This is a genomic window from Hallella absiana (genome assembly GCF_025457485.1).
GTDB classification, from domain to species: Bacteria; Bacteroidota; Bacteroidia; order Bacteroidales; family Bacteroidaceae; genus Prevotella; species Prevotella absiana.
The window spans coordinates 1-23,754 of the sequence record NZ_JAMXSP010000009.1 but is presented as its reverse complement, the minus strand read 5'-3'; the positions used below and the strand labels follow the sequence as shown (position 1 = coordinate 23,754).

Here is a 23,754-nt window from a genome sequence, read left to right as displayed (position 1 = left end):
CAATGCATCTTCCTCACAATACATTCATGCGCTTAGCCTATGGACTGGTGCTGATCATCGGCATACCAGGACTTCTATTTTTGGCACTATGGCCTTTTGTGGGCTGGCGATGGGCTTTGCCACTACCCATTGTCTGGAATATGCTGGCCGCCTACGGCTTTTTCTTTGGCTGGCGCCACATCGTAGTGAAGACAGCCTCCTGCACGTCTCCTCTGCTGCCAGAGTCGTTCGACGGCTACCGCATTGTACAACTCAGCGACATCCACATCGGCACGTTTCTGCGCAACCGAAGCTTCATCGACAAAATGGTACGCATCGTCAACGAGCAACATCCCGACCTCGTGGTGTTTACCGGTGATCTCGTCAATGTCAGTGCCGAGGAAGTCATCCCTTTCCAGCATATATTAAAAGAGGTGTGTGCGCGCGACGGTGTGTTTTCCGTCATGGGCAACCACGACTATTGCGAATACGGTGAGGATAAAAGCAAGTATAACATCCGCCGAAACCAAAACGTTCTGAAATACTTGGAGGAGAAAGCCGGTTGGCACCTGCTGCTCAATGAACATGTTGTTATCCGTCGTGGCAATGACTCTATCGGACTCATCGGGGTAGAGAATATCAGTCGTCCGCCTTTCCCCGACTATGGCGATCTGCATAAGGCTTTGGGAGACTTACCCAAAGGCATGTTCAAGGTACTGCTCAGCCATGACCCGAGTCATTGGCGGCGCGGTGTGCTCCATCAGACTGACATAGCATTAACATTGTCGGGCCACACCCATGCTGGACAGATACGCGTGGGGCGCTTCTCACCCGCCAAATGGGCCTACAACGAATGGGGAGGAAAATATGTTGAAGACGGATCCATGCTCTATGTCTCGCTGGGCATCGGTGGCACTGTGCCCTTCCGCTTCGGAGCATGGCCGGAAGTAAACGTCATCAAACTGTATTCCCAACAGCAATAGGGCAAAGTCTTCTAAAGCTAAGGAAGAGAATATCATAAAACATAAGAGGAGAATCCTATATAAAAAAGGTAGAGTACTCGAAAGCAAAGGGGCAAAAAAATAAAGTCTATTATGCACGATTGGCATAATAGACTTTATAGTTTTTGCCCGAATAGGCTAAAGATCAGACGAGTGTTGCTACGATTTCCTCACGCGTTCCCGGCAACATGTCGATGACAGGAATCTCAGGCATGGTGTAGCATCCCGGCTGCAAACGCATGGAGGCACGGGCTACGTTGACAAGCACCTGACCGGTAAGTGCCGGATTGTTGATGCTCATATCGAAGGAGAAACGCTGGTTCTGTGTCTTCCCGCTCACGCCCTTGCGGGTCATGTGCACGCCGTGACCCATGTCACGCACCTCGTCGACGCTCTTCACAGCGAAGACATGCAACTCGTCGTGAGCAAAGTAGTCGTCGGCTTTGAGCTCGTCATAGACTTGCTCCACGGTGTAGCCGTCTTCCAGCTCCACATAGACCATACGGCGATGAATGCCCTCGCCCAATGGAATGGTCATGGAAAGCGCGTTCTTCACGCCCTTCTTAGAGCGCGCCACAACGCTGTGTCCCATCGACATGCCGGGACCGAAGTTGGTGTAGCTAAGTCCTTTCGGTGCAAGGCTCTCCAACAGCACACGTACGATAGAGTCCGAACCCGGATCCCATCCTGCTGAGATGACGCTCACGCGACCTGCTTTCTTGCAGTTCTCCATCTGACGTGTACGATAGTCGAGGATAGACGTGTGGATGTCGAAGCTGTCAACGGTGTTGATGCCCAAAGCCACGATCTTCTCTGCAAGGTCGGGGCAAGCACGTGTCGGCGTAGCAAGGATAGCCACATCCACGTCTTTCAACTTGGCGATGTCGTCGACCACCTCGTAGGCAGCCAACTCTGCTGGCTTGTCCTTGTCACCCTGACGGCGTACGATGCCGGCAATCTCAAAATCGGGCGCAGCCTCAAGCGCCTGTACGCTGTAGTGGCCTATATTGCCATAGCCAACTACAGCAGCTCTGATCTTCTTCATTTCTCTTATTGGTTGTATTATTGGTTGTATATCTTGCGAATGGTTGTATGTCTGTGGATGATGAAATATATGCGAGCAATAGATCATCTTGCTGGCGATTGTATATCTTACAAACGAATGTCTATCGTCATACCATGCAAAGGTAACAATATTTTCTTAGAAACGATGAAGTAACTGGTACTTCTTACGTTCCTTATAGTGCAAAGGTAACAATATTTCCTTAAAAACAGGCTTTTCCTTACAATTTATTGGTATTTATTAATCATTCTGATGTTTCTCGTTTTCCCACTCCTGCCATTCTTCCATGGCTTTCTTCCAGTCGGTCTGCTCACCGCTTTCCACGGCAGCCTGCTCACGGGCAGCCTCATCCCGTGCTTTGTCGCGGGCACGCTTGGCCTTCATGGCCTCAATGGTGGCCTCGTCAAGAATCTGAATGGCTCCACGCTTCACGGCATCCTGCAACTCCTCTTCGCCGAAGGCTTTCCCCGGCTCATTGAAGTCTGAGATGTTGAACTCGTAATCCACTCTCAGCTCATGACGGATGAGCTTTTGCTTGCCGCGGTTGACCGAGTTCTTCAGCCTCAGCAGCTTACCGATCTTTTCTATTTCCTTTTGTGAAAACTTGTTTCTTCCCATAATTGCCTGCAAATTTACGTTTTTCCTTTCATCTGCCCAAACTTCTAACGGGAAATTTGCGCGCCCTGCTTTTGCTCTCGCTCGCTTTTTATTGGTGGGCACTATCGCTACTTTCGTTTCGCCTTGTTGCTGGGTTCTGTTCGCTGCTGCTTACAGCAGCTTCGTGTCTTCTTATGCAATAATCCCCCGCTTCTCACGTTATCTTATCATCACACATTATTATATATAAGACAAAAAACAAAAATGATAGAATACATCCATGGTCAGCTGACCGAGCTGACACCTGCTCTTGCCGTTGTAGAGGCAGCCGGCGTAGGCTACGCTCTGAACATTTCCCTCAACACTTACACTGCCATCCAAGGCAAGAAAGAGGTGAAACTCCTCGTCCATGAATCGCTTCAGACCGGCGGCCGTGACGACAACTTCACACTCTACGGCTTTGCCACACGGCAGGAGCGCGAGCTCTATCGTATGCTTATCAGCGTCAGTGGCGTGGGAGCCAACACCGCCCGCATGATGCTCTCTTCCATCACGCCGGCAGAGCTCTGCGATGCCATCGCAAGTGGCAACGAGAAACTCATCAAAGGCGTGAAGGGCATCGGACTGAAGACTGCTCAGCGCATTATCGTCGACTTGAAAGACAAGATTGCTGCATCGGGAATTGCAGACGAGCTCCATGTGGCTTCGGGCCGCAACGAGTCACCGGCTGTGAACAACGCCGTGAAAGATGAAGCTGTTGCCGCTCTTACTATGCTTGGTTTCTCCCCGGCACCGGCAGCCAAGGTTGTCGTCGCCATCCTCACCGAGCAGCCCGATCTCGCCGTGGAGATGGTTGTCAAGGAAGCTTTAAAAAGAATTAAGTAGTTTGCGACATCGTCATTACCATATTGTAGTCTTACTTGTGCTGGCTGTCATCACTGTCAGCTATGCCCTTGCTATGCCCTGGTCGCCACAAGTGGTAAAGACACCGCAAAACCAAAACAGGCTAAGCCCAAGAAGGCAAAACGGTGGAAGCAACAAGGCGCAAAACGTCGGCAACAAGCAAGGCAACATCCATGCACAAGCCCAACCGCTGTTAGCCGACGAAGACTCTATACCCGACTCTCTGCTCCATCCGCGCTGGAAGATCCAGCGCACCATGCCCGTCACCTACGACGATCTCGACCAAAGCGCACTCGACTTGAAACGTCCCGACGGACTGAAATACGAAGTTACATACAACGACAGCCTCAACGTATATATCATTGGCACAAAGATGGGATCGACCTATCTTGCCGCTCCCATCATGATGTCGCCAGAGGAATATATGAAGTGGAGCGAGAAAAACTGGCGCAACGCTTATTATCGGGGCAAGAACGATGAGATCTACAAGGCTAAAGGTAAGGAGAAGTTCGACTTCACCGACATGCACTTCGACCTGGGACCGGCGGAGAAGATCTTCGGCCCCGGCGGTGTGCGTATCAAGACGCAAGGATCAGCAGAACTGAAATTCGGCGCTACATTCAAGAATATCGACAACCCGTCGCTGCCAATTCGCAACCGCAAGACCACCACAATGGACTTCGATGAGAAGATCAACCTCAACGTCAACGGTAAGGTCGGCGACAAAGTGAACCTCAACCTCAACTACAACACCGATGCCACCTTTGACTTCGATGCGCAGAACATGAAGTTGAAATACGACGGCAAGGAAGATGAAATCATCAAACTCGTCGAGGCCGGCAATGTATCCTTCCCTTCCAACTCTTCGCTCATCCAAGGCTCAAGCAGTCTCTTCGGTATCCGCACGGATATGCAATTTGGTAAGTTGAAACTGCAAATGGTGGCCTCACAGAAGAAGAGTACGTCGAAGAGTGTCTCCAGCTCCGGTGGCAAGCAGCTCACTCCCTTTGAAATAGATGCATCTGATTACGAGGAGAACCGGCACTTTTTCCTCGCCCGCTATTTCCACGATCACTACGACGCAGCCATGAAGACACTGCCCAACCTCACTACGGGCGTCACCATCAACCGTGTAGAGATCTGGGTGACTAACAAAAGCGGCAACACGGCAAACACTCGCAACATCATTGCACTGACAGACCTCGGCGAGAACAGCAAGGTGAGCAGCAATAAGTGGACGACAACGGGGCAGCCTGTGCCATCAAATGATGCCAACACAGAGTACAGCACCTTGACGAGCCAGTATGCCACGGCCCGCGACATTGACCAAACCTCTACGGTGCTTGACGGTGCCGGGCTTGTGGGCGGCAACGACTATGAAAAGCTGCAGAGTGCACGCTTGCTCTCCTCGTCGGAGTATAGCATCAACAATGCTATGGGCTACATCTCGTTGAAGACAGCCTTGCAGACCGACCAGGTACTTGCCATTGCCTACGAGTATACCTACGGCGGACGTACCTATCAGGTCGGCGAGTTTGCCAGTGATGTCACCGATGCATCCAAAGCTCTTTTCGTCAAATCGCTCAAGAACACCAGCAACAATCCCTCACAAGGCAACTGGCCGCTGATGATGAAGAACGTCTACTACTTGGCTTCCTCGGTAGAGAAAGACAAGTTCCGCCTTGACGTGAAATACCAAAGCGACACCACTGGTGTCTATCTTTCCTATATCCCCGAACCACAGGTAAAGAGCCAGACGCTCATCAAGGTACTCGGTGCAGACCGCCTTGACAATAACAACAAAGCACACTCCAACGGCTACTTCGACTTCGTCGAGGGCTATACCGTCAGCGACGGCCGTGTCTTCTTCCCTGCCGCAGAGCCTTTCGGTAGTTATCTCTATAACTATCTTGTCGGCAAAGGTGTCTCTGCCACCACAGCCTCTAAATATGCTTTCACCGAGCTCTACGACTCCACGAAGACCATTGCCAAGCAGATTGCCGAGAAAGACAAATATCTGTTGCAGGGTCAGTTCCGTGGCACACAAGCCAACGTCATCTCTCTCGGTGCGTATAACGTGCCGCAAGGTTCCGTCGTTGTCACTGCGGGTGGCGTGAAGCTGACCGAAGGTTCCGACTATAGCGTGGACTACAGTGCCGGCGAAGTGACCATTCTCAACCAAAGCATCATCGACGCCGGTACCGCAGTCAACGTGTCGTTGGAGAGCCAAAGCGATTATGCTCAAGAGCGGAAAACAATGTTCGGCATGAACTGGGAGTATGACTTCTCCAAGAACTTCCAACTTTCGGGAACGCTCCAACATCTTTCTGAGCAGGCACTCACCACAAAGGTATCGATGGGTGCCGAGCCGGTCAACAACACACTATGGGGTCTCAACCTCAACTGGAAGCACGAGAGCCAGTGGCTTACCAACATGCTCGACAAACTGCCCTTGCTCCATCTGACACAGCCTTCACAGATCTCTTTCACCGGTGAGTTTGCACAACTCATCGCCGGGCAGAGCCATGGCACGCAGGACAACGCGTCCTATCTCGACGACTTTGAGAACACAACCGACAAGATCGACGTCTCCACACCTTACAACTGGCAACTGTCAAGCGTGCCCTCGATGTTCCCTGAGCACACCGACAACACGACGCTGCGCTCAGGTTTCAACCGCTCGCTGCTTGCCTGGTACACCATCGACCCGCTCTTCACCCGTTTGAGTTCCTCACTCACTCCGGGACACATCAAGAGCGACCTCAACCAGCTCAGCGACCCTTATGTGCGTGAGGTTTACGTCAAGGAGCTCTATCCCAACCGCGACCAAAGCACTTACAACGGAGCCACATCGACAATATCCGTGCTCAACCTTGCATACTACCCCAACGAGCGTGGCCCTTACAACTTCAACCCGGATCTCGCCGCCGACGGCTCGCTCAACAACCCCACACGCCACTGGGGCGGTATGATGCGCAAGCTTGACACCAACGACTTCCAAACAGCCAACATAGAGTATGTAGAGTTTTGGATGATGGATCCATTTATCCATACACGCCAAGCCGGAAATGCCAGCGACTACGGCGGTGACTTCTATATCGATCTCGGTGAGGTGTCGGAAGACGTGCTCCACGACGGCAAGAAGTTCGCAGAGAGCAGTATGCCTGTCGACGGCTCCAACAGCTTTGTCACCACACAGTGGGGCAAGGTGCCGACGACAACCAATGTCACTTATGCCTTCGCCACTACCAAAGGCAGCCGTGCCTTGCAGGATGTGGGACTTAACGGACTCAACGACAGCGAGGAGCAAACTTTTGACTCATATCAGGACTTCCTCAAAGCGGTACAAGGTAAGGTCAACCAAGCTGTGTGGGACTCCATCTGGGCGGATCCGGCTCACGACGACTATCACTATTTCCGCGGGTCGGACTATGACGACATGAAGGCCAGCATCCTCCGCCGGTATAAATACATCAACAACCCACAGGGCAACTCGCCCGACAGCGATGGGCGCACTGAGCGCTACGATACCTCTATTAAGAGCACGCCTGACGTGGAAGATATCAATCAGGACTATACGCTCAACGAATATGAGAAATACTTCCAGTACCACGTCTCCATCCGCCCGGAGGATCTGGAAATTGGCAAGAACTTTATCGTCGACAAGCGCGAGACAAAGCCCACGCTACGCAACGGCAAGAACGACACAGAAATCGACTGGTATCTCTTCCGCATCCCTCTCAAGGAATTTGAGCAACGGGTAGGCAGCATCAACGACTTCACGAGCATCCGTTTCATGCGCATGTTCCTCACAGGCTTTAAGCACCCCGTCATCCTCCGTTTCGGCAGCCTTGACCTCGTGCGTGGCACTTGGCGCGTCTATGAGCAGAACCTCGACAACAGTGGGGCACAGACAGGAACGATGACGACAGCATCCGTCAACATCGAGGAGAACAGCGACAAGAAACCTGTCAACTATGTGCTGCCACCGGGCATCAAGCGCGGACAGGATCCCAACAACACCCAACTTGTACAGGACAACGAGCAGGCTCTCGACATCAATGTCAGTCAGCTCTCCTCCGGCGAGTCGAAGTGCGTATATAAGAATACAACGCTCGACCTGCGCCAATACAAACGCCTGCAAATGTTTGTGCACGCCAATGCCAATGAGCAGAACACTACCAACCTTCAGGACAATCAGCTCGCCGTATTCATCCGACTGGGCTCAGACTATAAGAGCAATTACTATGAATACGAGATTCCTTTGAAGCTCACCGCGCCTGGCTCGTATAGTCGGTTCTCGGCTGATGCCGCACGTGAGGTATGGCCTGAGGACAACATGCTCGACATTCCGCTCTCGCTCTTCACCAAGATCAAGAAGGAGCGCAACCTTCAGAAGGCTCAGGGACTGGCATCCTTTGCCCGTCCTTACACTGGATATGACAGTGACCATCCGCAAAACAAGGTCACCGTGATGGGTAACCCGACACTTGGCGAGGTGAAGACGATGATCATCGGTGTGCGCAACCTCAGTGCCGAGCAGAAAAGCGGCGAGATATGGATCAATGAGCTTCGTCTCAGAGAATACAACAACGCAGGAGGATGGGCTGCCAACGGCAACCTCAACGTACAACTCTCTGACCTCGGAACCATGAACATGCAGGGCAGATATGTCTCGCAAGGCTTCGGCGGACTGGAGAGCGGTGTCAGCGAGCGCACCACCGACGACCAAAGCAACGTAGCGTTTACCACAAGCCTCGAACTCGGAAAGTTCTTCCCCGACAAGGCAAAGGTGTCGGCACCGCTCTACTACAGTGTCACCAAGCAGGTCACCCGCCCCAAATACAATCCCCTCGACACCGACATGCTCCTCAAGGATGCGCTTGAGAGCACGGCCGACAAGCAGGAGCACGACTCCATCGAGAACATCGCCGTGACGAAGGCTATCACCACCAATTTCTCTATTTCCAATGCACGTATCGGCATTCAGAACCAGCGACATCCCACACCCGTCGATCCTGCCAACTTCTCTTTCTCCTACAGTCACTCCCACTCTCATAAGCAGGGAGAGACAACAGTCTACGAGAACGAGGACGACTGGCGTGGAGCGATAAACTACGCCTGGACACCTGTGTACAAGACGTGGGAGCCGTTCCGTAAAATGAAGAGCAAGAGCAAATGGCTCGACCTGCCAAAGCGACTGGGACTGAACTATCTGCCACAAAGCGTAAGCTTCAACTCTGAGATGACCCGCTCTTACTATGAGTTTCAGGAGCGTGACATGGAGGCGACGGAAAACAATCAGTTGCCACTGACGTTCTCCGAGCAGTTCCTTTGGAACCGTGAATTCCAACTCCGCTGGGACTTCACCAAGAACATCCACATGAGTTTCCAAAGTGCCACACATGCCGAGATAGAGGAACCGTACACGGCTATCAACAAAGATCTCTACCCCACGCAGTACCAAGCTTGGAAGGACAGCGTATGGCAGAGCATCAGGCATTTCGGCACACCGCTCGACTATCAGCAAAACTTCAATCTGTCGTATCAGCTGCCACTCAACCTCATCCCGATCTTCGATTGGGTGACATCCAATGCGACGTATAACTCCAACTACAGCTGGGTACGCGGCACAATGCTGGAGGACAGCACATCATTGGGCAATACGATTCAGAACAACCGTCAACTCAACGTCACGGGCAACTTCGATCTCGTGAAGCTCTACAACCATATTCCTTTCCTCAAAAAGACCAACGAGCGCTTCAACAGGGAGACGAGCCAATATCAGATCAACCAACAGAAGAAACAAAAAGAGCAGGCCAAGGCCAACAGACAGAAGCAACAGAAAGCCGAAGAGGATGCACGCAAGAAAGCCATCGCCGAGGGCAAGGATCCTGACCAGGCGGTGAAAGAGTTGCGCGCCAAGAACAAAGCCGAAAAAGAAAAGAAGAGGCAACTGCCCCGCAACCGCAACACCTATGAGAAGGAGATCACGTTGCGCCCAGACACCACCCTTATCGTCAGCCACGGCAAGCATACCAAACGGCTCATCGTCGCGGCAAAAGATGAGAAGGGACATAAGGTGAAGCTGCGTTTCCGCAAACTCGACGACAACCGTATACGTATTATAAATAAGGTGGACTCCGTCACCAAACTGAAACTCTCAGTGATGGCTAAGCCGGCACTCGATGAGAAAGGATGGTACAAGACGGCTCAAGTGCTGGCTCGCGTGGCTATGATGGTGCGCAGTGTCAGCGTGTCTTATCGCAATCAATACTCCATGGCATTGCCCGGCTTCATGCCGAACATCGGTGATGCCTTTGGCCAGACCAAGAACACCAATGCGGGCGTCCTCTCGCCAGGACTGGACTTTGCCTTTGGCTTGATGGGCGACAGCTACATCGACAAGGCTAAGAATCGCGGTTGGCTGCTCATGGCTGACAGCGTGGCGACACCGGCCACCACCAACAAGACCGAGGACTTGCAGTTGAGACTGACGCTTGAACCGATCAAGAACCTGAAGATTGACCTCAACGCCAGCCGCACCAACACCTCGGCTAAGAGCATACAATATATGTATGTAGGTAATCCAACCACACAGACCGGCACGTTCACGATGACCACGCTCTCTCTCGGTTCGGCTTTCGAGGGTATGGGCAACGCCAACAATGGCTTCCGCAGCAAGACCTTTGAGAAGTTCTGCGCTTCGCTCGACGCTTTCCGCCAGCGCGTGGAAAACCGCTATGCCGGCACTGTCTATCCCGAGGGCACGACACTCGCGGGCAAGACTTTCGACGCGGCCAACGGCGGAGTAAACGGCTACAGCGCCGACGTGATGATTCCGGCTTTCCTCAAAGCTTACACACGCATGAACAGCGGACTTGAACTCTTCCCCTCTCTGGCACACATGCTCCCCAACTGGACGCTGCGCTACAGCGGACTGGGCAAATTGCCATGGCTACGGGATATCTTCAAGAGTGTCAACCTCAACCATAGCTACAAGAGCATCTTCGCCATCGGCTCCTACCAGAGCTACTCCACATTCATGGCTCTCATGGGACCGGGTATGGGCTTCATCACCGATGCTACGACGGGCAATCCTATTCCCAGCTCGATGTACAACATCTCTACGGTGAGCATCAACGAAGCCTTTGCCCCGCTGCTCGGTGTCGACGTGACGCTCCAAAACAACCTCACCGCAAAATTGGAGTACAGCCAGACACGCGTTCTCGCCCTTTCGATGACAAGTGCACAGATCAACGAGGCTGTAAGCAAAGACTGGACCTTCGGCTTGGGCTACCGCATCAACAACTTCAATCTCTTCGGTGGCGGGGGAACAAACCGCAGTGTGAAGAACAAAGGAAAAGGCAACAACAGTCGCAACAACAATAGCAACAGTCAAACAAGCCGCAACAATGCCCGTGGACGTGCCAACCACGATCTGAACATACGCCTCGATCTCTCCTATCGCAAGCAGGCCAGCATTCTCCGCGACATCGCTACGGTAAACTCCACGGCCAGCAGCGGCAACACGGCCTTTAAGTTCTCGCTCATGGCTGACTACACGCTGTCGAAACTGCTCACCATGAGTTTCTATCTCGACCGTCAGACCAACACGCCGTTGCTCTCGTCAAACAGTTACCCGACAACGACGCAAGACTTCGGACTCAGTGTCAAGTTCAGTTTGACAAGATAAAGACCCTCCCTGCCCTCCCTAAAGGGAGGGGAAAAGCCCACGCGACCCTTCCCTGTAGAGAAGGGAAGAGCGTAATGAGAGGGTTAGAAAAAGACAATGTGTGAGTTAATACAGCACATAATGCTTAAACAGAGTCCAAGGATAGTCGCTATAAGCCGCACGGCTATGCTTGGGAATATGGATGCGCACAGAAGAGAAGTGCGAGGCATCGAAGACATCATTGATATCTGCCGGCCAATATTCGTTGCCGATACGAGGCGGCCGGTTGCCACGGATATAGATATCCCTAAGGTTAGGACAATGCTTGAAAGCACCTTTCATCAGGTGGACACCACCGGGAATGATGATTGAATGCAGATTGCTATCGTTTTTAAAAGCATTGAAGGTAATCTCGTCTACTTGATAACTAAATCCATCGTAAGACATCTTACTCGGTATCTCCACGACTTCCTCCGTATTGATGGCCGGGCGAATCGTGACCTTACCCCCACCCCACGACTCAAAGATCATGTTGGAATACTGAAAACGCGTCACCACCTCGAAGTGCGGTCGCGGATTGACAATGCGGTCCCAAGTCCAGAAGCCACCTCCGAAGAGTGCCACTGCCAAGCACAATCCCGTCAAGACACTGACGAAACGTGTACGGCGATGCAGCAAAACGATGACATCACTGACATGACCAAGACGCTGGTCAATGGGCTTGAGCATCTTGTGTATGATACCCCGCCACATCCTTCCGAGCCTCATCTCCTGCAAGATGATGCCAAGACTATAGACATCGTTTCGCTCGTCCGTCACCGAGATCTTACGCTGTTCGGGTGCTATATACCCCTTCGTGCCCCCCGGCTCCTTAAAGATGGTGAAGCTGTCGGTGTCGGCAAGTCCGAAGTCGATCAGCTTCACCTGTCGTCCGGTCCGTGTGACCATGATGTTGGAAGGCTTCAAGTCTCGGTGCACGACTTGCAAGGAATGAATATACTCCACAGCCCTGACGATCTCAAGTGCCGCCCGCCGCCGCTCTACCATGTTTGGCAACCGAGGGAAATCAGGCGAACAGGGTCCATAGAGCCATTGTTTGAGCGTCACACCGTCGATCCACTCCATCACGAGGCACATGCCATAAAGGGGAATACGACAATAGTCCACAGCCTTCACGACGTAAGGACTGTCGAATATTGAAAGAATATCATACTCCTTTCTCAGCCTTGCAATATATTGTGTCTGATCCCGGTATTCGGCTTGCAAAGACTTGACAACATACCGCTGTCCGTCCTTGTTAGCCCGCCACAGGGTACAGATAGCCCCGTCGGCAATTTTTTCAAAGCCGGTATAGTCACTGGAGGGAGCTGTGAAGCTCCCTTCAATGAAGTCTGAGAAAGAAGTATCTTCTGTCACGCGCTAATAATCATTTCTTATCATACGCGTGCAGCGGATAGTCGATGGTGTAGTGCAGACCGCGACACTCCTTGCGCTCAATGGCCATACGCGTGATGAGATAGCCCACGTTGATCATGTTGCGAAGCTCGCAGAGGTCACGTGAGATCTTCACACGCTTAAAGAGAGACTCCGTCTCCTCATAGAGCAAGTCGAGACGATCCCACGCACGCTTCAGCCGCAGGTCGGAGCGCACGATACCCACATAGTTCGACATGATCTCTCCCACCTCTTTATTAGCCTGCGTGATGAGCACGTGCTCCTCATTGGTGAGCGTACCTTCATCGTTCCACTCCGGTACCTTATCGTTGAAGTCATAATCGTCGACATGCTCTATGCTATGCTTGGCAGCGGCGTCGGCATAGACGACAGCCTCGATAAGCGAGTTGCTGGCCAGTCGGTTGCCACCATGCAGTCCGGTGCATGAGCACTCGCCGATGGCGTAGAGTCGCTCAATACTTGAGCAACCATTGAGATCCACCTTGATGCCACCGCACATATAGTGAGCAGCGGGGCGCACGGGGATCATCTCCTTGGTAATATCGATGCCGATGGACAGACACTTCTTGTAGATATTGGGGAAGTGGTGCTTGGTCTCCTCCGGGTCTTTATGCGTCACATCGAGGTAGACATGGTCGATACCGTTTTTCTTCATCTCCTTGTCGATGGCGCGTGCCACGATATCGCGGGGAGCCAACGAGCCACGCTCGTCATACTTCTTCATGAAGGCTTCACCGTTTGGCAGCTTCAGTATGCCACCGTAGCCACGCATAGCCTCTGTGATGAGATAGGCAGGATGCGTCTCACCGGGATGATAGAGCGAAGTGGGATGGAACTGCACAAACTCCATATCCTTCACCGTACCCTTGGCACGATAGACCATAGCCTCACCGTCGCCGGTGGCGATCACGGGGTTAGTGGTTGTCTGGTAGACGGCACCACACCCGCCGGTGCACATCACCGTGACACGGCTCAGGTAGGTGTCAACTTTGTTCTCCGGGTTGAGCACATAGGCACCGTAGCAATATATATAAGGAGAGCGGCGGGTGACACGCGCGCCGAGATGGTGCTGCGTGATAATCTCCACAGCGAAGTGGTTCTCCTTGATCTCTATGTCAGGGTTCGCTCTCACGGCAGCCATCAACGCACGCTGTATCTCAGCGCCGGTATCGTCGGCATGGTGGAGGATACGAAACTCCGAGTGACCACCCTCGCGGTGGAGGTCATAGTCGCCATTGTTCTTCTTGTCGAAGTTGGTGCCCCACTCCACCAAAGCCTTGATCTGCTCGGGTGCTTTGGTGACGACCTGCTTGACAGCATCGACATCGTTGATATAGTCCCCGGCGACAATGGTGTCGTGGATATGCTTGTCGAAATTGTCAAGCTCCAAATTAGTGACAGAGGCCACACCGCCTTGGGCGAAACGAGTGTTGGCCTCGTCAAGAGTGGTCTTGCAGATGATGCATACTTTACCTTTCTTAGCTTTTGCCACTTTCAGGGCATAGCTCATGCCGGCAATACCGGCACCGATAATCAGAAAGTCATATTTATAAGTCATGACGCGTAATGATTTGACTGTGATAGTCTTGCAACTATTAATTGGTGCAAAATTACTAAATATTATCTAAATGAATGCAATCGCATTATAATAATCTTTGTAATTTTGCATTTAAAAAGATTTTGTAAGGCGAAAGCATACTTTTTTCCTTTAGATTATGGACCGTACTTTTCAACACAGATTCACCCTGGGCGCCAAGAGTGGCATCATCATTCTGTCACTGCTTGCCTTTTACCTGTTTTGGACAAAAGGCATCCTTGCGGCACTGATTGTCGTCGCGGCCTTGGTGGCTGTCATTGAGCGGGTGCTCCACTCATGCTATATTTTGCGCGGCCATGACCTGATCATCCACCGCGGACGTTTCCTCCACGACATACGGGTACCGCTGAGTGACATCCGTGCCATCCGTCCAATGACGACAACATGGGGGCTGGTGCACTATCTGCTCATCGAGTATGGCAGCGGAAAATTGACCAGCGCGGAGCCCAACGACGAGGATTCGTTTCTCAGATGTCTGCGCAGCCGCATCCACGAAGCACACGGCAGCGACAAAGAAGAAGGAAAGGAGGAGATTGACTAAACGACATGACAGCATTGAAGACAAACAGCAAGACAACAACAAAATACCTGGGCCTGCTCCTCGCATGGCTCTTTGCCCTGACACTCGCCCTGCCCGCTGAGGCACAGATTGTCAACTCTGAGATAGAGAAAGAAAACGACAGCACGGCCGTAGACTCTCTTTGGAGCGACTCAGCAGTGGTGAAAAACGACACACTGCCCTGGCCGAGAAACGTGCAGATGGCTATCGACGCGTTGCTCCGCGACGACATGTTCCAGACTTCCCAAGTGGGACTGATGGTCTATGACCTCGATGCCGACTCGGCCATCTACCGCCACAATGAGCGGCAGCTCCTTCGCCCCGCCTCCACGCTGAAGGTCATCACCGCCATCACAGCCTTGGACCGTCTCGGCGGCAGCTACCAGTTTAAGACCGAACTGTGCTATACGGGCAAAGTAGACTCCTGTGTCCTTCGTGGCGATGTCTATTGCGTGGGCGGCTTCGACCCGCGCTTCAACAGCGATGACCTGCGGGCTCTTGTCGAGGCTCTGCGCAAAATGGGCGTGGACACCATCCGCGGCAATGTCTATGCCGACCGGACAATGAAGGACCGCGACAGCCTCGGCGAAGGATGGTGCTGGGACGACGACAACCCGACGCTCTCGCCCCTGCTCATCGGCCGCAAGGATCTGTTCATGGACCGCTTCAGTGCTGAGCTGCGCAAGGCGGGCATCGTCGTGACGGGTGTCTTCGGCGAGGCTCGCAAACCACAGGACGCCTACTGCATCGTCAGCCGTTTCCACACCATCGACCAGATACTCATGCGCATGCTCAAACAGAGCGACAACCTCTACGCCGAGTCGATGTTTTATCAGATAGCAGCCTCCACGGGCAACCGGCCGGCAACGGCACGAGACGCCCGGTCGGTCATCCGCCAACTCGTCAGCAAGGTAGGACTCAACCCTGCCAACTATCAGTTTGCCGACGGCTCGGGGCTCTCGCTCTACAACTATGTCAGTCCGGAGCTGGAGGTGCGCTTCCTGCGCTATGCCTTCAGCAACGCCATCATCTATAACCACCTCTACCAGGCACTGCCCATCGCCGGGCGCGACGGCACCCTCCGCAGCCGCATGCAGGGCTCTTTCACCCGCGGAAACGTCCACGCCAAGACGGGTACCGTGACGGGAATCAGTTCGCTCTGTGGTTATCTCACCGCCGCCAACGGCCACCATATCTGTTTTTCTATCATCAACCAGGGACTGCTTCATGGCATCAACGGCCGACGGTTTCAAGACAAGGTCTGCAACATTCTGTGCAGAAACTGACACCGACAGCCGCACCATGATCTTCCCAATCACTAAAAACAAGATTCGATGAACACCTTCACTCCGTTTATTTCCGAACATCTTCATATCCGTGCCGAGCAGGTCGACGCTACGCTCGACCTGCTCGACGCGGGCTGTACCATTCCCTTCATCAGCCGCTATCGCAAAGAGGCTACCGGCAACCTCAACGAGGTGCAGGTAGCTGCCATCAGCGATCTCAACGACAAGCTCAAAGAGTTGCAGAAGCGCAAGGACACCATCCTCAAAACCATTGAGGAACAAGGCAAACTCACCGACGAACTGCGCAATCGCATCACGGCCAGTTGGAATGCCACAGAGCTCGAAGACCTCTATCTGCCCTTCAAGCCCAAGCGGCGCACACGGGCACAGGTAGCCCGCGAACGTGGACTGGAGCCGTTGGCCAACACGCTGATGATGCAGTTTGAGCGTCATCCCGAGGATGCGGCCAAACGCTTTGTCAAAGGTGAGGTCAAGAACGCAGCCGAAGCTATCAAAGGTGCTCAGGACATCATCGCCGAGCGCGTCAGCGAAGACGAGGGCTCGCGACAGGCTGTCCGAGGCATCTTCCGCCGAGAGGCTACCATTGCCTCACGCGTGGTGCCGAAGATGCGCGACGAGGACGAGGCCCAGAAATATTCCGATTACTTCTTCTTCAGCGAGGAATTGCGCCGCTGCTCCTCCCACCGTCTGCTGGCCATGCGCCGTGGCGAGGCCGAGGGCGTGCTGCGCGTGACCATCAGTGCCGACGATGAGGAGTGCACCGACAAACTCAAACGACACTATATCCACGGCACGGGACCTTGCCAGACGATCGTCAGCGAGGCCATCGACGATGCTTTCAAGCGTCTCCTCGGCCCGCAGATGGAGACAGAGTTTTCCGCGCTGAGCAAAGAGAAAGCCGACGACGAGGCCATCAAAGTATTCCGTGAGAACCTGCGCCAGCTGCTGCTTGCAGCCCCACTCGGACAGAAACGCGTCATGGGCGTCGACCCGGGCATCCGCACGGGATGCAAAGTGGTGATGCTCGACGCACAAGGCAATCTGCTCTTTCACGACGTGGTCTTTGCCACCGGACACATCGCCGACAGCCATGGGGGCAGCGAGGCTGCACTCCGTCGCTTTGCCGACATCGCCCACCGCTTCGGTGCCGAAGCCATCGCCGTGGGCAACGGCACGGCATCGCGCGAGACGGCGGACATCCTGCGACAGATTCCCGGCATCCCCGTCTACGTGGTCAGCGAGGATGGCGCCAGCATCTACTCCGCATCAGCGACCGCCCGTGAGGAGTTTCCCAACGAGGATGTCACCGTGCGCGGTGCCGTAAGCATCGGGCGGAGACTCATGGACCCACTGGCAGAACTGGTGAAGATCGACCCGAAGAGTATCGGCGTGGGACAGTACCAGCACGACGTGGATCAGACCAAACTCAAGCACAGCCTGGACCAGACCGTCGAGCTCTGTGTCAACTCGGTGGGCGTGAACCTCAACACGGCGAGCAAAAACCTGCTCACCTACGTCAGTGGACTCGGTCCGGCTTTGGCTCAGAACATCGTCGACTACCGCAAGGAGCACGGTGCCTTCACCTCGCGCGCACAACTGAAGAAAGTGCCACGCCTCGGCCCGGCTGCCTATCAGCAGTGTGCGGGCTTCCTGCGCATTCCCGGAGCGAAAAACCCGCTCGATGCCAGTGCCGTGCATCCCGAGAGCTATCCCATCGTGGAGCAGATGGCCAAGGACTGCGGCTGCCGTGTCATCGACTTGATGAAAAATCCCGAGGAACGCAAGAAGATCGATCTCAACCGCTACAAGACATCCACCGTGGGACTGCCCACGCTGCGCGACATCATGAAGGAGTTGGAGAAGCCGGGCCTTGACCCACGCGACAAGATAGAAACCTTTGAGTTTGACCCGCGCGTGAAGACTCCCGACGACTTGGTTCCCGGCATGGAACTGCCCGGCATTGTGACCAACATCACCAACTTCGGTGCCTTTGTCGACGTCGGTGTCCATCAAGACGGACTGGTTCATATCTCCCAGCTCGCCAACCGCTATGTCAAGGATCCCAACGATGTGATCAAGCTCCACCAGCACGTCAGAGTAAAGGTGCTCGAAGTTGACAAGCGCCGCCATCGCATTGCACTGACAATGAAAGGTGTGGGACAATAAACAGCCTCACCCCCCTACCCCCTCTCCAAAGGGAGAGGGGAGTAAAATGCTTCAAGGGGTGAGTGTTGCAGGAGAAACGATCCATCATTCCTTTATCCGCTGTCTCAGGCTATACTTTTGTTGGTTAAACAAAAGTATGATGCGCTTGAAACATTCTCCCTATTACAGATACATCAAAAGAAGTTTTTGATATTTCTCACTCCCTCATTCAGAAAGAAAAACACTATCTTTGCATCAGATACAATCTTATCACGATGCAAACTAAATCTACATTATTACTATTCCTTGCCAGCGCTATCAGCTCCATGGCATGGGCACAGCATGACTTGAACATGCCGATCATCCAAACCAAGTATACCGCCGACCCGGCGCCTTATGTCCACGGCGACACCGTCTATCTCTATACAACCCACGACGAGGACGACGCCGAGGGCTTCAAAATGCGCGACTGGCTGCTCTACACCTCCACCGACATGGTCAACTGGCAGGATCATGGTGCCGTGGCTTCACTGCGCGACTTCAAATGGTACAAGGGCGACAACGGCGCCTGGGCTGAATGCGTGGTGGAGCGCAACGGCAAATGGTATATGTATTGTCCCATCCATGGCCACGGCATTGGCGTGCTGGTAGCCGACTCGCCCGACGGTCCCTTTGTCGATCCGCTGGGCAAGCCGCTCATCTGGCAGAAGGAGCACTGGTACGACATCGACCCCACGGTGTTTATTGATGACGACGGACAAGCCTATATGTATTGGGGCAACCCCAATCTCTATTGCATCAAACTCAACCAGGACATGATCTCCACCAGTGGCGAGATCATGCAGATGTCTCATATCCAGGACTATCAGGAAGGCCCGTGGTTTTATAAGCGCAAGGGCCACTACTACATGGCCTTTGCCTCTACCTGCTGTCCCGAGGGAATCGGCTACGCCATGAGCGACTCACCCACCGGTCCATGGACCTACAAAGGCCATATCATGAACCATACGCCACGCACACGCGGCAACCACCCCGGCATCATCGACTTCAAGGGACGCTCCTATTGCTTTGGACTCAACTACGACATTTTTCGGTTGGAAACAAGCCGACATGCCGAGCGACGCTCTGTCTCCGCGGCTGAGATGACCTACCGTCCCGACGGCACCATCGTGGAACTGCCCTATTTCCAAGACTGCACGCTCCGGCAGGTGGGCACCTTCAATCCTTTCCGGCGCGTGGAGGCTGAGACGATGGCATGGGGCTACGGACTGAAAACCACGCGAGAGAACCCCTCGGGACCATGGAACGACACACCGTTTGTCACCGACATCGACGACGGTGAGTATATCCTCGTCAAGGGCGTGGACTTCCGGAAAGGAGCGCATGAGTTCACGGCCTCCTGTTCCGCCCAGCTCTATGGCGGCCGCATCGAGGTGAGACTCGACTCTGTGAATGGCGCTCTGGCAGGTACCGTAAATGTTCCTAACACCAAGTTTCAGTATCAGAAGTTCACGTGCTCTCTGACCGGTGCCAAGGGTGTCCACGACCTCTACCTGGTCTTCCGTGGTGGTGATCGTCAGAAACGCAACTTGTTTAACTTTGACTGGTGGCAGATGCGATGAACAAATCAGCGATTCTTACTCTTTTCCTGATCCTTCTCTCATCGTCAGCACTCCGTGCCGCTGACGTGAAGGTCACGTTTGTCACACCGTCGATCGTCAGAGTGCAATGGTCACCCGACGGTCAGCTGCCGGGCAACGCTACCGGCGTGTGTATCTATTCTCCCCATCAGGTAGCGGTTCGCCAGACCAGAGAAAACGGATGCCGGGTGCTGCGCTCGTCGGTGCTGAAGGTCAGCGTCAACCTCAAGACGACAGCCATCACCTTCACAGACCGAAAAACCGGACGTGTGCTGCTGGAAGAGACACAGCGCAGGGCTGAGCCCGTCGTGCAGACACGTACCGTCTATGACGACCGCACGGCACACGCCGAGCAGACTGCCAACGGACAGGTAACCGTGAAAAAGGCCATCCGCACCGACACCATCGGGCACTCCACACGCTTTTTCTCTTCGTTCGCCTGCCCGGGAACAAAGGCACTCTATGGGCTGGGCTCACACATGGAGGACTATATGAACCTGCTCGGCAAGACACTGTGGCTCACTCAGCACAACCTGAAGATCACCATTCCCGTGCTTCTCTCACCACAGGGCTACGGCCTGCTCTTCGACGTAGGCTGCGCGATGAAATACACATCCAGCGGCCACACGTTCTCCATGCAGATGGAGGCAGCCCGACAACTCGACTATTACTTCATTGCCGGCAAGCGGCCCGACGAGGTAGTGGGCGGCTACCGATACCTCACAGGGCGTGTAGAGATGCTGCCCCGCTACGCCTTTGGCTATATCCAGTCGAAAGAGCGCTACACCTCTTCGGCTGAGCTCATCGCCACGGTGCGCGAATACCGCCGGCGTCACGTGCCGCTCGACATGATCGTGCAGGACTGGAACTACTGGCCACAGGGCTGGGGATACATGAAGATGGACCCTCGTTTCTATCCCAGTCCCAAGGCTCTCGCCGACACCATCCACAGTCTTCACGCCAAGCTGATGGTAAGCATCTGGCCCAACCCGCAGTACTGTCCCGAAGCCGACGACTTCGGGAAAAGGGGCTATATGCTCGAGCACTCGGTCTACAACGCCTTTGACGCGAATGCCCGCAAACTCTATTGGCAGTATGCCGACCGCGAGTTCTTCCGCAATGGCTTCGATGCCTGGTGGTGCGACAGCAGTGAACCGCTCGACGGCGACTGGAATCAGATACCGCAGCCCGTGGACGGACATCCCTATGGATGGGATGATCAGCAACGGCGATGGCAGCTCAACACGCAGATCCTCAGCGAGACCCTCGGTGCTGAGCGCAGCCAGCTCTACTCACTCAACCACGCCCGTGGCCTCTACGACAACCAGCGGGCTACCACCGACCGCAAACGTGTGCTCAACCTCACGCGTAGCAGTTGGGCAGGACAGCAACGCTATGCTACCGTGGTGTGGAATGGTGACACCCATGCCTCATGGGCTTCTTTCCGCCAGCAAATACCATCCGGACTGAACTATATGGCCACCGGCAATCCTTACTGGACGGTCGACGTGGGCTCATTCTTCACACGCGACGACGGCCACCGATGGTTCTACAAAGGTGAGTTTCCGGGCGGAGTAAACGACAAGGCCTATCGCGAATACTACGTGCGCATGTTTCAGTGGGCCACCTTCCTGCCGATGCTCCGCTCCCATGGCAGCGACACGCCACGCGAGATCTGGCGCTTTGGTGAGCCCGGTACGCCTTACTACGATGCCATTCTGCGGATGATCAGGCTGCGCTACCGCCTGCTGCCCTATATCTACAGCATGGCAGCGGCACAGACACGGGGCAACTACACCATGGCACGCCCCCTGGCCTTTGACTTCCCCGACGACACCACGGTGCTCGACTTGAAGGATGAGTATCTCTTCGGCTCCCTTCTCGTCTGTCCCGTGACGCATCCGATGTCTGAAACGACGACGCGAAGCGTCTATCTGCCCCGTGGTTGCCAATGGTATGACTATTGGACGCATCGCCGCTACGAAGGCGGCCAGTGGCTCACCGTGGTGGTGACCATCGACCGTCTGCCGCTCTTCGTCAAGGCCGGAACGGTCATCCCCGTCTCCGACGTCGTTGAGTACTCCGATGCACAAGAGGGAAAGCCTGTCACCGCTCTGGTCTTCCCCGGTGCCGATGCCGCGTTTACCCTCTATCACGACGACGGCATCTCCTACGACTACAAGAAGGGAAAGTACCAGCTCACCCGGCTCCTATGGAACGACAAACAAAGGAAACTGACCGTAAAAGGAAAGACAAAGGTGGCATGGCATGTCGTCGAATGACGCGTCCCGCTTCACGAACTCAAATATTGGCAAAGACAATCGTGATGCGAGACGCGTAGACTCCCCTGCTCTCAACGAAATCTGTCTATGGTTAATTGTTGAATAAAGTGACAATTTTCCGCCCTCGTAGCGACGATTTTCTGAACGAGAGTGCATGTTTGTCTCAATTTCACGGTATTTTTGGGCTTTTTCGCAAACCAATGATAATCAATACGTTATGATTAAAATGGTATGATTTACGAATAAAATCATTTGAAGCCGAATGCAAAAGTGCCCATTTCTCACAAAATTCTCTAGAGAATTTTCGATCATCTCAGTTGTTTGACCTCATCAAAACAGCTTTCTGACAAGGTAAAACAACTGAGATGATGTCATAAAATCACTGTTTTCTCACCCTCAAAGTCCGTTTCTGACCCATAGCCCCTTATTTCATCGATTTCTCATTCTCCAGATTGCAAGTTCTCGCGGAGGTGTTTTTGTCTGAATAATTCTTCGCTTACCGATTCCTTTCATTCTAACTTATCATTAACAAAATACATTTTTCTCACACAGAGTCTCAGATCCACCAAGCAGGCTACGCCTTTTGGAGTACTTTGAGGAAAGCTCTCTAATCCCTGTTGACCCCTTGCAGCATTTCACTCCCCCTCTCCTTGGGAGAGGGGGCGAGGGGGGGGAGGCTTCTTACCACCAGTCTCCCACCCACAGCTTGGAACTTGATGTCGAGTCCGGCAAAAGGCATTCCATACTCCTTGTCTTCTCCCCGCTGTATCTGTGGCCGTGGATCCTCCTCAAGCACGGCACGCAGGGCCGTAATATCCTCTTCCGTGAGTCCTGCCGCCCGTAGCTGGGCGAGAACATTCGCGGGTATGTCCACCTCCACCTTCTGCCACTTCCGCCGGTCAACGAAGCCGCTGCGTGCCTCGGGATGACTGTCGGCATAGGTCACATAAGGTTTGATGTCGTAGACGGGCGTGCCGTCCATCAGGTCTGCGCCGAGCACATGGAGCACCGGTCCGCGTGGGGTGTCCCACTCGACACGGTCGAGGCGCACCGACGACAGCCCGAGGCCATTAGGTCGGAAAGGACTGCGGCTGGCAAAGACACCCACCCGCTCATTGCCGCCAAGGCGCGGCGGCCGCACGGTGAGGCTGGTAGGCGCATGGCGGTTGGCTGAGAAGCCCCACACCAACCACAGATAGTCAAAGTCCTCGATGCCGCGCAGCGCGTCGGGGTTGCGGTAGGCCTTCTCCAAAACGATCTCTCCACGCAGCTCCGGCACGATGCCGCTCTGCTTGGGAATGCCAAACTTACTGCCGAAAGGCGAATGAAACGTTGCGATCTTCTCTATTTCCATACAGCTTCGCAGATTGATGATATTGATAATGATGACATTGCAAAGGTACGAAAAAAAACTCGCATGGGAAAAAAAGGGCCCAAGGGGGATTGTCCGTGGCGGACGGATGCCGCTGCCTAACCAAAGAACTTGATATGATAGCGTGCTAAAACTATTTTTTTTGCTTACCTTTGCGGTCATGGAACAAGAAAAGATAG

The 23,754-nt window shown here is 53.8% G+C and carries 13 protein-coding genes; 8 read left to right on the top strand and 5 right to left on the bottom strand.

The genetic code is table 11. From position 1 onward, the window contains the following. The first annotated feature begins 2 nt into the window (after nt 1–2). Complete coding sequence (locus tag NG346_RS06170; RefSeq protein ID WP_262288445.1) at nt 3–962, top strand: metallophosphoesterase; 960 nt, start codon at nt 3–5, stop codon at nt 960–962. A gap of 163 nt (nt 963–1,125) precedes the next feature. Here the strand turns inward: NG346_RS06170 and NG346_RS06165 are convergent, their stop codons facing one another. Then, on the bottom strand, nt 1,126–2,025 hold the full coding sequence (locus NG346_RS06165) for a diaminopimelate dehydrogenase (RefSeq protein WP_262288444.1): 900 nt from the start codon (nt 2,023–2,025) through the stop codon (nt 1,126–1,128). A 258-nt stretch (nt 2,026–2,283) separates the two neighbouring features. Next, nucleotides 2,284–2,661, bottom strand: coding sequence for a hypothetical protein (locus NG346_RS06160; RefSeq protein WP_154533977.1), 378 nt, complete (start codon nt 2,659–2,661; stop codon nt 2,284–2,286). A 243-nt stretch (nt 2,662–2,904) separates the two neighbouring features. Here NG346_RS06160 and ruvA point away from each other — a divergent pair, with 243 nt between their 5' ends. Together ruvA and sov are read left to right on the top strand one after the other, a co-directional pair. Beyond that, nucleotides 2,905–3,525: a Holliday junction branch migration protein RuvA gene (ruvA, locus tag NG346_RS06155; RefSeq protein ID WP_262288443.1), complete on the top strand. Its 621-nt coding sequence runs from the start codon at nt 2,905–2,907 to the stop codon at nt 3,523–3,525. Between the two features lie 73 nt (nt 3,526–3,598). Beyond that, the gene (sov, locus tag NG346_RS06150) at nt 3,599–11,239 is read left to right on the top strand and encodes a T9SS outer membrane translocon Sov/SprA (protein WP_396266742.1); all 7,641 of its coding nucleotides are present in this window, start codon (nt 3,599–3,601) and stop codon (nt 11,237–11,239) included. Between the two features lie 105 nt (nt 11,240–11,344). Here the strand turns inward: sov and NG346_RS06145 are convergent, their stop codons facing one another. Both NG346_RS06145 and nadB read right to left on the bottom strand, forming a co-directional pair. Continuing rightward, on the bottom strand, nt 11,345–12,634 hold the full coding sequence (locus NG346_RS06145) for a serine/threonine protein kinase (protein WP_262280206.1): 1,290 nt from the start codon (nt 12,632–12,634) through the stop codon (nt 11,345–11,347). A 10-nt stretch (nt 12,635–12,644) separates the two neighbouring features. After that, entirely contained in the window at nt 12,645–14,231 is a 1,587-nt protein-coding gene (gene nadB / locus NG346_RS06140; RefSeq protein WP_154533973.1) for an L-aspartate oxidase, read from the bottom strand. A 157-nt stretch (nt 14,232–14,388) separates the two neighbouring features. Here nadB and NG346_RS06135 point away from each other — a divergent pair, with 157 nt between their 5' ends. The 5 genes from NG346_RS06135 (at nt 14,389) to NG346_RS06115 (ending at nt 22,203) form a co-directional block, all read left to right on the top strand. Continuing rightward, nucleotides 14,389–14,811: a PH domain-containing protein gene (locus NG346_RS06135; RefSeq protein ID WP_262280207.1), complete on the top strand. Its 423-nt coding sequence runs from the start codon at nt 14,389–14,391 to the stop codon at nt 14,809–14,811. 5 nt (nt 14,812–14,816) lie between these two features. After that, nucleotides 14,817–16,115 carry a D-alanyl-D-alanine carboxypeptidase/D-alanyl-D-alanine endopeptidase gene (gene dacB / locus NG346_RS06130; RefSeq protein ID WP_262280208.1) on the top strand — a complete coding sequence of 433 codons (1,299 nt, stop codon included), beginning with the start codon at nt 14,817–14,819 and terminating at the stop codon, nt 16,113–16,115. 48 nt (nt 16,116–16,163) lie between these two features. After that, entirely contained in the window at nt 16,164–18,302 is a 2,139-nt protein-coding gene (locus tag NG346_RS06125; RefSeq protein WP_262280209.1) for a Tex family protein, read from the top strand. Between the two features lie 254 nt (nt 18,303–18,556). Continuing rightward, a complete protein-coding gene (locus tag NG346_RS06120) occupies nt 18,557–19,903 on the top strand; it encodes a glycoside hydrolase family 43 protein (protein WP_396266739.1) in 1,347 nt (448 codons plus the stop codon). After that, nucleotides 19,900–22,203, top strand: a complete 2,304-nt coding sequence (locus NG346_RS06115; RefSeq protein ID WP_262288441.1) for a glycoside hydrolase family 31 protein — start codon at nt 19,900–19,902, stop codon at nt 22,201–22,203. The genes NG346_RS06120 and NG346_RS06115 overlap by 4 nt, the downstream gene beginning before the upstream one ends. 607 nt (nt 22,204–22,810) lie before the next feature. Here NG346_RS06115 and tsaA read toward each other — a convergent pair. Beyond that, nucleotides 22,811–23,557, bottom strand: coding sequence for a tRNA (N6-threonylcarbamoyladenosine(37)-N6)-methyltransferase TrmO (gene tsaA, locus NG346_RS06110; RefSeq protein ID WP_262280211.1), 747 nt, complete (start codon nt 23,555–23,557; stop codon nt 22,811–22,813). Between the last annotated feature and the right edge of the window lie 197 nt (nt 23,558–23,754).